Raw genomic sequence first — 12,620 nt, 5'->3', positions numbered from 1 at the left:
TAATTGTTTGACAATGGCAAATATTGAGGTGACCCATGCCATCAAGCCCTCTGCCATCAAGCTCGTCGTCATCAAGCGCTGCGGCCGGACAGGTCGCCGACGACCAGGTTCAGGCGGTCCGCGCCTTCAACCGCTTCTACACCCACAAGCTCGGCGTTCTCGACCAGCAGCTCCTGAAGAGCCCGTTCTCGCTGAGCGAGGCCCGCGTGCTCTACGAGCTCGCCCATGGAGGCGTGCAATCGGCCAAGGAGATCGGCATCGCGCTCGGGCTCGACGCCGGCTATCTCAGCCGCATCGTGCAGAATTTCGACGAGAGCGGCCTGATCGCCCGCAAGCCACTTGCCAGCGACCGCCGGCAGGTTCAGCTCAGCCTGACCGCAAAGGGCCGCCAGGCCTTCGCCAAGCTGGAGCGCTCGTCCCAGGAGGACGTCGCCGCGATGCTGCGGCCGCTGCCGGACGAGGAGCGCAGGCGGCTCACCGGAGCGATGGAGACGATCGAGCGGCTGCTCGCTTTGCCGCGCGCGCCGGCGCCGCGCGCGATCCTGCGCGATCCCCGCCCCGGCGACATGGGCTGGGTGGTGCAGAGCCACGGCGCGCTCTATGCTGGCGAATACGGCTTCGATTCCGGCTTCGAGGCGCTGGTGGCCGAGATTGTCGCCAAATACATGACCTCCTACGATGCCTCGCGCGAGCGCTGCTGGATCGCCGACATCGAGGGCCGCCCGGTCGGCTCGGTGTTCCTGGTGAAGGCCAGCGACGACGTCGCCAAGCTGCGGCTGCTGCTGCTCGACCCCGCCGCACGCGGACAGGGTCTCGGCCAGCGGCTGGTCGCCGAATGCGTCTCGTTCGCACGGGCCTGCGGCTATCGGCGGATGACACTGTGGACGCAGAGCAATCTCACAGCCGCGCGAAAGATCTATCAGGATGCCGGCTTCAAGCTGGTCGCCACCGAGCCGCACCGCAGCTTCGGCCAGAACCTCGTCGGCGAAACCTGGGAGCGCGATCTCTGATGCACCAGCGGCACCAATCCGCGCACCGCATCACCGGAGAGCTCGTCGATCTCTACAAGCGCCGGGCGCGACGCCTGCACGCGGAGGCGTGCCGGCAGATGTGGCTGATGGTGTGGAGTTCGCTGACCAGCAAATTCTAGTCGAGAACGAGTGTCGCAAAGAGCGAGATGCGCATCGCTATGCCCTCGCCCCTTGTGGGAGAGGGCAGCGACGCCGGTAGACGCGGGCTCAGATGGGTGAGGGGTATGTCTCCACGAGCACAGGTCTCCGCGGAGGGAACCCCTCATCCGGCGCTTCGCGCCACCTTCTCCCACAAGGGGGAGAAGGGAAGAAAGCGTCAACGCCGGCAACTACGCCGTCGCGCCTTGCGCCTTCGGCCGGCGCAGATGCTCGTCGAGGCGCGGCATGATCTCGACGAAATTGCAGGGGCGCGTGCGGTAGTCGAGCTGAGCGGCGAGAATGCCGTCCCAGCCGTCGCGGCAGGCGCCGGGAGAGCCGGGCAGGCAGAAGATGTATGTTGCCCCGGCAACGCCCGCGGTGGCGCGGCTCTGGATCGTCGAGGTGCCGATCTTGGCGTGGCTCAGCATGTGGAATGCGATCGAGAAACCGTCCATGCGTTTCTCGAACAAGGGCTCGATCGCCTCCGGCGTGACGTCGCGCCCGGTGAAGCCGGTGCCGCCGGTGGTGATGACGACGTCGACGCCGCTATCTGCAATCCAGCGGCGGATGACGGCGCGGATCGCCTCGACGTCGTCGGTGACGATCTCGCGCGCGGCAAGATGATGGCCCGCGTCGGTGAGGCGGTCGGCCAGCGTCTGGCCGGACTTGTCGTCGGCGAGCGCGCGCGTGTCGGAGACGGTCAGCACCGCGATGTTGAGCGGGATGAACTGTTTTGCTTCGTCGATCGAGGCCACGACTTCACTCCTGTTTCCCCGGCCACCGCCGTCATCCCCGGACGAACGCATTTGCGTTCGCTCTGGAGGTGCGCGCTCTTGCGGCGCAAGCGCACCGCAAGGGCGCACCTCGAAGGATAGGCCGGGAGCTCGCCATCCTTCGAGGCTCGCCGAAGAGGCGAGCACCTCAGGATGACGCCACTACTCCTGCATTCCCGGATGCGCAATTGGGCATCATAGTTCGTGCTGCGCTACGTCCGGGGCACGAAGTCCAGTGTACTACGACCCGCCGCCGAACGTGTTGCAGGCCTGGACCGTGCCCTGCTGGTAGCCGGTCATGAACCATTGCTTGCGCTGCGCGGCCGAGCCATGGGTGAAGGAATCGGGCACGACGCGTCCGGTGGCCTGACGCTGGAGCGTGTCGTCGCCGATCGCACTGGCCGTGGTCAGCGCGGCGTCGATATCGCCGGCTTCCAGGAAGTTCGGACGCTTCTTCGCCTCGCGGTTGACCCAGACGCCGGACAGACAGTCCGCCTGCAACTCCACCTTGACCTGGAGCGCGTTGGCCTCAGCCTTGCTGCCGGCCTGCTGCTGAAGCCGCGTCACGCGCGGAATGATGCCGAGCAGGTTCTGGATGTGGTGGCCGGCCTCATGCGCGATGATGTAGGCGGTGGTGAAATTGCAAGCCGACTTGCCGGAGCAGCCGCGGAAGCGCGTCTCGACCTCGCGGAAGAAGCCGGTGTCGAGGAAGATGGTGCGATCCGGCGGACAGTAGAACGGACCCATCGCCGACTGCGCCATGCCGCAGCGGCCGCCATTGGTGGCGTTGCGGAACAGCACGATCTTCGGACCGGTGTAGGACTGGCCGCTGGCCTGGAAGATCTCGCTCCAGCGGTCGTCGATCTCGCCGAGGATGCCGGAGATCATGCTGCCCATCTCGTCGGTCGGCGCGCCGCGCTTGGCCGACGTCGACTGGCGATCGGTCTGGTAGCTCGGCGCCTGGCCGCCGCCGGTGAGGATCTCGGCGCCGCCGATCAGGATGCGCGGATCGATGCCGAAGGCGTAGCCGATCAGGCCGAGCACGATGATGGTGCCGATGCCGAGCCCGCCGCCGCCCATGGGCAGGCCGAACCCGCCGCCTCCGCCGCCGCCAAACCCGCCGCCGCCTTCGTCGCGACGATCCTCGATGTCGTCGCTGCGGCGGAAATCATCGTAGCGCATGGCGGGCTTCCCTTAAGTCCTTGATGGCGTCAATTGGGCGCAAATGCGACAAAGCTCAACGCGCCACATACGTAAAATTTCCGTTGCCTTTATCAATATCCCGCTCGGCAATTATTGCCTAGTGCGACAGCATGCCGATGCCAGCAATTTTTTCCGAGGGTTGAGCAATTTTTTCCGAGAGAAATTTGGAGTCGTTTCGCAGCTCCAGCGGCTCCCGCAGCGCGAAGAAACGAGAAATACACTGTAAAACTCGGCGAATGCGAACAGCGAACCACGCACGACGCGCGATGCGAGGCCTGCACACGAAAGCGGCGGATTAAGTCGATTTTTACTTTGCCCCTTCAATGTAACGGTCAGTCGGTTGTTTGGTCCCGCGTCGCCGACAGCGTCGCCTGAGTCAGAGTTCTTGAGTCATGGTAGAGTCGCGTCGCGGGGCGTCTGCAAGGGCGCCCCGCACAAATTTTGAGTCTTCGTCGCATCGCATCATCCTCGGTGATTGCGTCGCCGAGATGTCGAAGCTTCAGGCTGGTTCGGTCGATCTGGTGTTCGCAGATCCGCCGTACAATCTCCAGCTCAAGGGCGATCTGAAGCGCCCCGACGAATCCCATGTCGATGCCGTCAACGACGACTGGGACAAGTTCGATTCATTCTCCGCCTATGACGATTTCACCCGCGCCTGGCTGCTTGCCGCCCGCCGCGCGATGAAGCCGTCGGCGACGATCTGGGTGATCGGCTCCTATCACAACATCTTCCGCGTCGGCGCGATCATGCAGGACCTCGGCTTCTGGCTCCTGAACGACATCGTCTGGCGCAAGACCAACCCGATGCCGAACTTCCGCGGCCGCCGCTTCACCAACGCGCACGAGACCATGATCTGGGCCGCGCGCGACGAGAAGGCCAAGGGCTACACCTTCAACTACGAAGCGCTGAAGGCCGCCAACGAGGACGTGCAGGCACGTTCCGACTGGCTGATCCCGCTCTGCACCGGCGAGGAGCGCCTCAAGGGCGCCGACGGCAAGAAAGTGCATCCGACGCAGAAGCCGGAAGGCCTGCTCGCGCGCGTGCTGCTGTCGTCATCGAAGCCCGGCGATCTCGTGATCGACCCCTTCAACGGCACCGGCACCACCGGCGCCGTCGCCAAACGTCTCGGCCGCTCCTATATCGGCTTCGAGCGCGACAAGACCTACGCCAAGGCCGCCGAGGCCCGCATCGCCGCGGTCGAGCCGCTGCCGGAGGCAAGCCTTGCCCCGTTCATGACCGCGCGCGAGGCGCCGCGGGTCGCGTTCTCCGAGCTGATCGAGCGCGGCATGATCATGCCCGGCACGAAGCTGTTCGACGCCAAGAAGAAGCTCGGCGCCCTGGTCCGCGCCGACGGCGCCATCATGTTCGGCGACAAGGTCGGCTCGATCCACCGCATCGGCGCGGTGGCGCAGGGCGCGCAGGCCTGCAACGGCTGGACCTTCTGGCATGTCGAGACCAAGAAGGGTCTCAAGCTGATCGACGAGCTCCGCGCCGAGATCCGCTCCGGCATGGCGGCGGAGTAGTCCTCCCTCTCCTCCGTCATTCCGGGGCCCGCGAAGCGAGAACCCGGAATCCATCGAACCCAAGCACACGCCGCCCAATGGACTCTCAGATGCGCAATTGCGCATCATAGCTCGCGCCAAGAGGCGCGCCCCGGAGTGGCAGCGGTGGTTGAAAGCCAGCGGAACCAGGACTAGATTCGACCGATCAGCCCCGTCCTGACCGGTTGGCTCTCATGCGACGACAGTCCGAGACCTTGCTGCTGGTGCCGCTGCTGCCGATCTTCCTGCTCGGCATGTTTCCGATGTTCCTGATCGCGCTGCTGGGATTTTTCGGCCTCGCTCTGTTCGGCGTGCTCGTGGTCTGCGTCGGGCTCGCCAGCAGCAACGAGGCGCACGACGACTTCAATCACGACGTCATCGTGCACGGCTACTCGCGCGGATCGGAGCGATCGGCACGGGCCTCCGACATGCATCTTGCCGCGCGGCTCGGGCTGCGGCTGGAAGCCGTCGGCGCCGGGATGATTATTACGGCGGCGATCGGCCTTTGTTACGCCGGCTGATCTGCGCGGCGCGCAGGTACCGCCCGGCAAACTCGCCGGTTGCCCTCCCCGACGAGCTTCAGGCAAGACAGGCCGGCCCCGCGGCAATGACGCTGCGTTCACTCTCGGCAAGAAACACTGGGGAGATGTGTGATGCTCAAATTCTACTTCAACGGTTCGCCGAACCCGACCAAGGTCGCGCTTTATCTCGAAGAGTCCGGCCTTCCTTTTGAGCCGGTGAAGATCGACACCCGCAAGGGCGAGCAGTTCACGCCGGATTTCCTCAAGATCAATCCGAACGGCAAGGTGCCGGCGATCGACGACGGCGGCACGATCGTGTTCGATTCGAACGCCATCCTGCTCTATCTCGCCGAGAAGACCGGAAAATTCCTGCCCACCGCCTCGTTGCGCGGCGAGACGCTGTCATGGCTGATGTTCATCGCCACCGGCGTCGGCCCGTATTCGGGCCAGGCCGTGCACTTCAAGCATTTCGCGCCGAAGGACCAGAACCACGACTACGCCCATAACCGCTATCAGTACGAGACCGATCGCCACTACAAGATTCTCGACGGCCACCTCAAAGACCACCGCTACATGGTCGGCGACAGCTATTCGATCGTCGACATGGCGCTGTGGGGCTGGGCGCGGATGGTGCCATTCAAGCTCGGCGACGACGCCTTTGCACGATATCCGAACGTAAAGCGCCTGGTCGACGAGATCTCGGCGCGCCCTGCGGCTGTGCGCGCGATCGGGCTGAAGGACAAGTTCACCTTCAAGGCCGAGATGGACGACGAAGCGCGCGCCAACATGTTCAAGCACATGATGACCAAGGTCGCCTGATCGCGCCACGCCTTCAACCCGGGTCCACGCGCCTGCGCGTGGACCTTTGCTTTTGAAATGCCCGCGCCGATCAGGCGGCGTGGACCGAGTTCAAGAATCTCGCGACCTCCTGCTTCAGCCGGTTGCTGTCGGCCGACAGCGAGCGCGCCGCCGAGAGCACCTGCGAGGAGGCCGAACCGGTCTCGGAGGCGCCGCGCTGCACGTCGCCGATATTGGTCGAGACGCGCTGGGTGCCGTGAGCCGCCTGCTGGACGTTGCGGGAGATTTCCTGCGTCGCCGCGCCCTGCTGTTCGACGGCCGCGGCAACCGTCGAGGAGATTTCCGACAGCCGCTCGATGGTGCCGCTGATCTCCCTGATGGCGCCGACGGATTGCTCGGTAGCGGCCTGGATGTTGGAAATCTGCTGGCCGATCTCACCGGTGGCCTTCGCGGTCTGCTCGGCCAGCGCCTTGACCTCGGAGGCAACCACGGCAAAGCCGCGGCCGGCCTCGCCCGCGCGCGCCGCCTCGATGGTGGCGTTCAGCGCCAGCAGATTGGTCTGGCCCGCGATGGTGCTGATCAGCTCGACCACGTCGCCGATGCGGGCGGCGGCCTTGGAGAGCTCGCCGACCCGGTCGTTGGTCCTGCTCGCCTGCCCCACCGCCTCGCTGGCGATGCGGGCGGATTCCTGCACCTGGCGGGCGATCTCGCCGACAGAGGAGGAGAGCTCTTCGGTCGCGGAGGCAACCGCCTGTACGTTGGCCGAGGCCTCTTGAGAGGCGCTGGCGACCTCCGTGGACAGGTCCTGGGCCCGCGAGGCGGTCGTGGTCAACGTGCCGGCTGAGGCCTCCAACTCGTTCGATGCCGACGACACGGTGTCGACGATCTCGCCGACCGCACGTTCGAACTGATTGGCCAGGTTTCTCATGTCGGCCTTGCGGCCCTCGGCCTGCCGCGCCTCGACCTCGACCTGCTCGTGACGCAGGCGCTCGGTCTCGACCATGCTCTCCTTGAACACCTGGATCGCCTTGGCCATGTCTCCGATCTCGTCGCGATTGCCACGGCCCGGAATCTCGACCTTGAGATCGCCACCGGCGAGGGCTCCCATCGCCCGGGTCATCGTGGTCAGCGGTCCGACGATGCTGCGCGCGATCAGGAAGGCGACGAGGCTGCCGAACAGGATCGCAAGGCCGCCGGCGACTTCCTGGATCCAGGTCGTATTGGCAATGACGCCATCGGCGGCCGCGCGCGACTTCTGGTAGTCGGCCTTCAATCCGGTCTCCGCCACCTTGAGCTTGTCGACGCTTTCGCCGATCAGGGGAGCGATACTGTTGCGGTAGATTTCATCGGCCTGGAGGATGGCGGCGGAGGTCGTCTCGAACGCCGCCTTGTAGGCCGAAAGCGAGCTCTTGATCGGTCCGAACGCGACCTTGACCTCGTTCGGCAGACCGGCCCCCTCCAGTGACTTGAGCGCTTGCTGCGCCCGATCGACATTGGTCCTGAAGGTCGCCGGCCCCTTTGCGTCCCGGACGGCGAGGAAGCGCCAGTTTGCAACACGAACCAGCAGGATCTTGGATTCGAGATCGGCGACGGGGGCGGTCACGCTGGTATCGCCGGTTTCACGCGCGGCGTCGACGAGCTTGCCGGTGTTGGCGGTCAGCTCATCGCCGCCGGCGAGCAGAACAGCCTTGCCTTTCGCCGTCTCGTTGACCGCAGCGCCCATGCGCTCGCGCAGGGACTTCATCTTTTCGACGTCACCGATCAGGCCATTGTAGATCTTGAGCCGCTCCTCGGAGACCGTCGACTTGGCCGCGTCCTTCAGCAGCTCCACCGTCGCCCCCTCCCGCTCCGCAGCCTCCTTGAAGGCCGGCTCGTTGGCGTCATAGATGTAGCGGAGATTGGCGCGCCGCAGCGCCTGGAGGTTGATCGAGATTTCCTGGACGCGGGCCGTGTTGTCCGAGAGTGCGGATAGCCGCGCCATCTGGCCCTGGACCGCCCACAAATTCCAGATCGCGACCGCGGCCATGATCAAGCCCACGACAACGAGAACCGAAAATCCGGCGTAGAGACGCCCCCGGATTCTGAAATGCAAGCTCGGCATCTTCACCGTCCATCCATAGCAAGAGAGATGGAGCAACCGAACGACTCCCCGACGTCGCAGCGGCCCCCCGCCCAGCCGCAATCACCTTTCGGAGATTCGCGCTGCACCGCGACACCATGAAGAATACTTCTTAATTCAATGCTGCATTTGCCACGCGTCGACTACGGAGGATCGCACGAAAGATGCCGTGGTGATGGCAGGCGCCGCCAGTTCTGCGATCATCTGAACAGGAAAGTGGCAATCGAATTTGTCCGGCGCGGCTTGCGCCAGGATGCGGCGCGAGTCACACGCCCGATTGTATCGACGAATTTATCCCGGCCTCGAGCAACTTCCGGCACGCCACCATCGCAGGTCCACGCGCCTGCGCGTGGACCTTTGCTTTTGAAACGCCCGCGCCGATCAGGCGGCGTGGACCGAGTTCAGGAACCTGGCGACCTCCTGCTTCAGCCGGTTGCTGTCGGCTGACAGCGAGCGCGCCGCCGAGAGCACCTGCGAGGAGGCCGAACCGGTCTCGGAGGCACCGCGCTGCACGTCGCCGATATTGGTGGAAACGCGCTGGGTGCCGTGGGCCGCCTGCTGGACGTTGCGGGAGATCTCCTGCGTCGCCGCGCCCTGCTGCTCCACGGCGGCCGCGACCGTCGAGGAAATCTCCGACAGCCGCTCGATGGTGCCGCTGATCTCCCTGATGGCGCCGACGGATTGCTCGGTAGCGGCCTGGATGTTGGAAATCTGCTGGCCGATCTCACCGGTCGCTTTCGCGGTCTGCTCGGCCAGCGCCTTGACCTCGGAGGCAACCACGGCAAAGCCGCGGCCGGCCTCGCCCGCGCGCGCCGCCTCGATGGTGGCGTTCAGCGCCAGCAGATTGGTCTGGCCCGCGATGGTGCTGATCAGCTCGACCACGTCGCCGATGCGGGCGGCGGCCTTGGAGAGCTCGCCGACCCGGTCGTTGGTCCTGCTCGCCTGCCCCACCGCCTCGCTGGCGATGCGGGCGGATTCCTGCACCTGGCGGGCGATCTCCGAAACCGAGGAGGACAGCTCCTCGGTCGCGGAGGCAACCGCCTGTACGTTGGCCGAGGCCTCTTGTGAGGCGCTGGCGACTTCCGTGGACAGGTCCTGGGCCCGCGAGGCGGTCGTGGTCAACGTGCCGGCCGAGGCCTCCAACTCGTTCGATGCCGACGACACGGTGTCGACGATCTCGCCGACCGCCTGCTCCAACTGGTCGGCGAGCCGGACCATGTCTTTCTTGCGGCCCTCGGCCTGCCGCGCCTCGACCTCCACCTGCTCCGCGCGCATGCGCTCGGTGTCGACCATGTTGTTCTTGAACACCTCGATCGCCTTGGCCATGTCGCCGATCTCGTCGGTCTTGCCGCGGCCGGGAATCTCGACCTCGAGATTGCCACCGGCGAGCAGCCCCATCGCGCGCGTCATCGAGGTCAGGGGACCGACGATGCTGCGGGCGATCAGGAAGGCGACGATCAACCCGAACAGAACGGCGAGGCCGCCCGCGATCGCCTGCACGGACGTCGTGCCCTCGATCACGGCTTCGGCGGTGGTACGCGAATCCTTGTAGTCCTTCTTCAGGGTGGTTTCGGCGACCTTGAGCTTGCCGATGCTCTCGACGATGAGCGGGGCGAGGTTCTTGTGATAGATCTCGTCGGCCTGGAGCATCGCGGCCGACGTCGTCTCGAACGCGGATTTGTAGATTCCGAGCGAGGTCTTCACCGGCGCGAGCGTGGCGCGCAATTCCGTCGCCTGCGGGCTCTTTTCGAGCGCCGTGAGCCGCTGCATGGCCCTGTCGACATTCGTCCTGAAGTTGGCCGGCCCCTTGGTGTCGCGCAAGGCCAAGAAACGCCAGTTCGCGATCTGGACGAGAAGGAGCCTGGATTCGAGGTCCGCAACGAGGGCCGCGGTGTCTTCGTCAACGGCTGCGCGCGCCGTATCGACCAGCTTGCCCATCTTGACGGTCAGTTCGTCGCCGCTCGGCAACAGCGTCGCCTTGCCGGTTCGCGCCTCGTTGACGGCGTCGCCGAGATTGTCACGCAGGCTCCGCATCCTGGCGATGTCGGTGATGAGATCTTCGTAGAGCTTGCGCCGCTCCTCGGAGGCCGTCCCCTGCGCTCCGACCTTCAACAGCTCGGTCGCCGCGGCTTCCCGTTCAGAAGCTTCCTTCATCGCAGGTTCGCTGGCGTCGTAGATGTAGCGCAGATTGGCCCGCTGGATCGCCTGGAGATGGGTCGAGATCTCCAGAACCCGCGCCGTGCTGTCCGAGAACGCCGAGAGTTTTGCGACCTGATCCTGCACGGCCCGCAAGTTCCAGATGGCGACCACCGCCATCACGAGACCGACCGCCACCAAGGCCATGAAGCCTGCGTACAGGCGTCCCCTGATCCGCAAACGAAATTTCGGCATTCCCACTGTCCACCCAGATGCATGTGAATTCGAGCGGCCGAACGTCCGGCGATCGTCACCGGCCACCCTGGCAGCCGTGGGTCGTTGCTCGGCGACCCACGCTGCACCGCGACACAATGGGGGACACTCGTTAATTGAACCTTCTAATCCTTCGCGCGTGCGCGCGAAGGATCGCAGCAGAACTGCTGATTTTATCGGCAGTTGCGCAAGGTTTTGGCGCAAGGCCCGCAGGCGCATGCAGATCGCTGCATGGAGCGTCCCGATGGACGTTCGTCAGGCCGCCCCTGCGTCATTTTGCCAAGCGCGTTCTCGACCGCTTCCAGCGGGGGCGAGGCAACGCCTTCCGATCTTAACTTCGCCGGCGGGGCTTATGCAGCTCGTACGCAATCTCCGACCGGGTCATCCCGCAGTCCTGCAGCTCCCGCTCGGTCATGGCAGCGAGCTGGCACCGGGCCCGGGACCGCTCCCGCCGGACCCGCATGATCTCCACCAGCGTCCGCCAGGCCCGCACGACCATTGACGGCCGTAACGGACCGGGTCGGTCGGTCGGCGCGACGTCGTTCAATCCGGTCAGCTCGCGGCCCTCGCGGGTGTTTGCGGAAACGGGCCGAGCGCCTTCTCGGTCAGGACCGAGTCGCAATATTCCCGGATCTCCTTGATCCTGCCGCCCTCCAGGCGAAACACCAGGCAGTAATCGTTGTCGTAGCGCACGCCTTCCGGCGTGACGTTGTCGCCCTTGGCTTCGACCACGACGATGTCGCCATCGGCGATAAAGCGGTGGGCAACGGTGCGCGTCCGGTCGCGCAGGCGGGTGCGCACATAGCCGTGCAGATCGTTGAGGATCGCTTCCTTGCCGGTGAAGGTGCGCGACCAGGAATACTGGCCGGTCACGACCCATCTGGCATCGTCGGCGAGGCTTGCGGCGAACAGGGCGCGGTCGCGCGCGCCCGGATCGGGGTTGGCGGCGGCGGCGAAAATATCCTGCATCAGTTTCTTGTTGGCGGCAGCGCTCATGGCGGCATCTCCGTGTGGTGGCGTCGTGGAGATCATCGTCCGCCGATCAGCATTCTTCAAATCGATAGCCAATATGATATCTATTCGCCTCATGAATTTGAATTCGCTTGACCTGAACCTCTTGACCGCACTCGACGCGCTGCTGCGCGAAGCCAATGTCAGCCGCGCGGCCATGAGGATCGGCCTGTCACAGCCGGCGACGAGCCACGCGTTGCAACGCCTGCGCGACATCTTCGGCGACCCGCTGCTGGTGCGCACCGGCGCGCGCATGGAGCTGACGCCGCGGGCACAGGCCCTGCGCGCGCCGCTGGCACAGGCGCTCGATCAGGTGCGCGGGCTGTTCGTGCCGGATGAATTCGACGCCGCGCGCAGCGAACGGCAATTCCGCCTGATGATGCCGGACCTCGCGGTCGAGCTGTTGATGCCGCCCTTGATGGAGAAAGTGACGCGGGCCGCTCCCAACGTTCGCGTCGATGTCGTGCCGTGGCGGGGGCCTGCGATCTTCCACGCCGAGTTCGCCCGCACCATCGACCTCGTGATCTCGATCGGCAACGCCTTCAAGGGATTTCACCGCCAGCTGCTCTACACCGACAGCGACGCGCTGGCGGTGCGGCGCGGCCATCCCATGGGAACCAAGCTGAAGCGGCGCGAAACGTTCCTCGCCGCGCGCCATGTCGGCGTGATCATCCGGGGCAATAGTGAGGATCTGATCGACACCTGGCTGCGAGCCAAGGGCATCGAGCGGCACATTGCACTCGTCGTGTCAGGCTATCTCGAAGCGCTGCACGTCGCCGCCCGCACCGACCTTGTCGCCTTCGTGCCGCGCCGGCTGATCGCGGCGCTGTCGAGGCAGCTCGGCCTCGTCACCGTGACCCCACCGCTCGACCCCGGCATCGACGAGCAGTTCATGTTCTATCCGACCCGCGCGCAGATGGATTCCGGCTCGATCTGGCTGCGGCGGCTGATGCTGGAGACGGGACGGGAGTTGGAGAAGCGGAGGGCTTCGTCGTAGGGTGGGCAAAGCGAAGCGTGCCCACCAATTCTTTCATGACGTGGAAATGGTGGGCACGGCGCTTCGCGCCGTTGCCCAC

General features: G+C 65.3%; 12 protein-coding genes. 6 read left to right on the top strand and 6 right to left on the bottom strand.

Features of this window, described 5'->3' with window-relative positions; translation table 11 throughout:
- Nucleotides 1-35: 35 nt before the first annotated feature.
- Both AAFG50_RS11230 and AAFG50_RS11225 read left to right on the top strand, forming a co-directional pair.
- Nucleotides 36-1,010: a helix-turn-helix domain-containing GNAT family N-acetyltransferase gene (locus AAFG50_RS11230; protein ID WP_028175590.1), complete on the top strand. Its 975-nt coding sequence runs from the start codon at nucleotides 36-38 to the stop codon at nucleotides 1,008-1,010.
- Nucleotides 1,010-1,150, top strand: a complete 141-nt coding sequence (locus AAFG50_RS11225) for a hypothetical protein (RefSeq protein ID WP_156149833.1) — start codon at nucleotides 1,010-1,012, stop codon at nucleotides 1,148-1,150. Before AAFG50_RS11230 ends, AAFG50_RS11225 begins: the two co-directional genes overlap by 1 nt.
- 210 nt (nucleotides 1,151-1,360) lie before the next feature.
- On the opposite strand, the gene moaB is transcribed toward AAFG50_RS11225, so the two are convergent.
- Both moaB and AAFG50_RS11215 read right to left on the bottom strand, forming a co-directional pair.
- Nucleotides 1,361-1,924, bottom strand: coding sequence for a molybdenum cofactor biosynthesis protein B (moaB, locus tag AAFG50_RS11220; protein WP_028175589.1), 564 nt, complete (start codon nucleotides 1,922-1,924; stop codon nucleotides 1,361-1,363).
- A gap of 258 nt (nucleotides 1,925-2,182) precedes the next feature.
- Nucleotides 2,183-3,124: a neutral zinc metallopeptidase gene (locus tag AAFG50_RS11215; RefSeq protein WP_011085297.1), complete on the bottom strand. Its 942-nt coding sequence runs from the start codon at nucleotides 3,122-3,124 to the stop codon at nucleotides 2,183-2,185.
- 413 nt (nucleotides 3,125-3,537) lie between these two features.
- On the opposite strand from AAFG50_RS11215, the gene AAFG50_RS11210 reads away from it, so the two are divergent.
- The 3 genes from AAFG50_RS11210 (at nucleotide 3,538) to AAFG50_RS11200 (ending at nucleotide 6,026) form a co-directional block, all read left to right on the top strand.
- Nucleotides 3,538-4,668: a site-specific DNA-methyltransferase gene (locus AAFG50_RS11210; RefSeq protein ID WP_011085296.1), complete on the top strand. Its 1,131-nt coding sequence runs from the start codon at nucleotides 3,538-3,540 to the stop codon at nucleotides 4,666-4,668.
- 212 nt (nucleotides 4,669-4,880) lie between these two features.
- Nucleotides 4,881-5,207 (top strand): hypothetical protein, encoded by a 327-nt coding sequence (locus AAFG50_RS11205; RefSeq protein ID WP_028175588.1) that lies wholly within the window; start codon nucleotides 4,881-4,883, stop codon nucleotides 5,205-5,207.
- Between the two features lie 132 nt (nucleotides 5,208-5,339).
- The gene (locus AAFG50_RS11200) at nucleotides 5,340-6,026 is read left to right on the top strand and encodes a glutathione S-transferase N-terminal domain-containing protein (protein ID WP_028175587.1); all 687 of its coding nucleotides are present in this window, start codon (nucleotides 5,340-5,342) and stop codon (nucleotides 6,024-6,026) included.
- 70 nt (nucleotides 6,027-6,096) lie between these two features.
- On the opposite strand, the gene AAFG50_RS11195 is transcribed toward AAFG50_RS11200, so the two are convergent.
- The 4 genes from AAFG50_RS11195 to AAFG50_RS11180 all read right to left on the bottom strand — a co-directional run bounded on the left by AAFG50_RS11195 (nucleotide 6,097) and on the right by AAFG50_RS11180 (nucleotide 11,529).
- A complete protein-coding gene (locus AAFG50_RS11195) occupies nucleotides 6,097-8,106 on the bottom strand; it encodes a methyl-accepting chemotaxis protein (protein ID WP_039184963.1) in 2,010 nt (669 codons plus the stop codon).
- A gap of 399 nt (nucleotides 8,107-8,505) precedes the next feature.
- A complete protein-coding gene (locus AAFG50_RS11190) occupies nucleotides 8,506-10,515 on the bottom strand; it encodes a methyl-accepting chemotaxis protein (protein ID WP_342714174.1) in 2,010 nt (669 codons plus the stop codon).
- Nucleotides 10,516-10,864: 349 nt separating this feature from the next.
- Complete coding sequence (locus AAFG50_RS11185) at nucleotides 10,865-10,996, bottom strand: DUF1127 domain-containing protein (protein ID WP_231166719.1); 132 nt, start codon at nucleotides 10,994-10,996, stop codon at nucleotides 10,865-10,867.
- 89 nt (nucleotides 10,997-11,085) lie between these two features.
- Nucleotides 11,086-11,529, bottom strand: a complete 444-nt coding sequence (locus AAFG50_RS11180) for a nuclear transport factor 2 family protein (protein WP_028175016.1) — start codon at nucleotides 11,527-11,529, stop codon at nucleotides 11,086-11,088.
- A 91-nt stretch (nucleotides 11,530-11,620) separates the two neighbouring features.
- Here AAFG50_RS11180 and AAFG50_RS11175 point away from each other — a divergent pair, with 91 nt between their 5' ends.
- Nucleotides 11,621-12,541: a LysR family transcriptional regulator gene (locus AAFG50_RS11175; protein WP_028175017.1), complete on the top strand. Its 921-nt coding sequence runs from the start codon at nucleotides 11,621-11,623 to the stop codon at nucleotides 12,539-12,541.
- The last annotated feature ends 79 nt before the right edge of the window (nucleotides 12,542-12,620 follow it).

It is taken from the genome of Bradyrhizobium sp. B039 (assembly GCF_038965675.1).
GTDB lineage: Bacteria > Pseudomonadota > Alphaproteobacteria > Rhizobiales > Xanthobacteraceae > Bradyrhizobium > Bradyrhizobium diazoefficiens.
The sequence above is the reverse complement of the archived record's forward strand: the minus strand, read 5'-3'. Positions and strand labels throughout refer to the sequence as shown.

Excerpts from the sequence above, each read along its gene's own strand:
- AAFG50_RS11195 (WP_039184963.1), bottom strand. The coding sequence starts at position 8,106 with ATGCCGAGCTTGCATTTCAGAATCCGGGGGCGTCTCTACGCCGGATTT.
- AAFG50_RS11230 (WP_028175590.1), top strand. The coding sequence starts at position 36 with ATGCCATCAAGCCCTCTGCCATCAAGCTCGTCGTCATCAAGCGCTGCG.
- AAFG50_RS11190 (WP_342714174.1), bottom strand. The coding sequence starts at position 10,515 with ATGCCGAAATTTCGTTTGCGGATCAGGGGACGCCTGTACGCAGGCTTC.
- AAFG50_RS11225 (WP_156149833.1), top strand. The coding sequence starts at position 1,010 with ATGCACCAGCGGCACCAATCCGCGCACCGCATCACCGGAGAGCTCGTC.
- AAFG50_RS11215 (WP_011085297.1), bottom strand. The coding sequence starts at position 3,124 with ATGCGCTACGATGATTTCCGCCGCAGCGACGACATCGAGGATCGTCGC.
- AAFG50_RS11180 (WP_028175016.1), bottom strand. The coding sequence starts at position 11,529 with ATGAGCGCTGCCGCCAACAAGAAACTGATGCAGGATATTTTCGCCGCC.
- AAFG50_RS11210 (WP_011085296.1), top strand. The coding sequence starts at position 3,538 with ATGGTAGAGTCGCGTCGCGGGGCGTCTGCAAGGGCGCCCCGCACAAAT.
- AAFG50_RS11175 (WP_028175017.1), top strand. The coding sequence starts at position 11,621 with ATGAATTTGAATTCGCTTGACCTGAACCTCTTGACCGCACTCGACGCG.
- AAFG50_RS11205 (WP_028175588.1), top strand. The coding sequence starts at position 4,881 with ATGCGACGACAGTCCGAGACCTTGCTGCTGGTGCCGCTGCTGCCGATC.
- AAFG50_RS11200 (WP_028175587.1), top strand. The coding sequence starts at position 5,340 with ATGCTCAAATTCTACTTCAACGGTTCGCCGAACCCGACCAAGGTCGCG.
- AAFG50_RS11185 (WP_231166719.1), bottom strand. The coding sequence starts at position 10,996 with ATGCGGGTCCGGCGGGAGCGGTCCCGGGCCCGGTGCCAGCTCGCTGCC.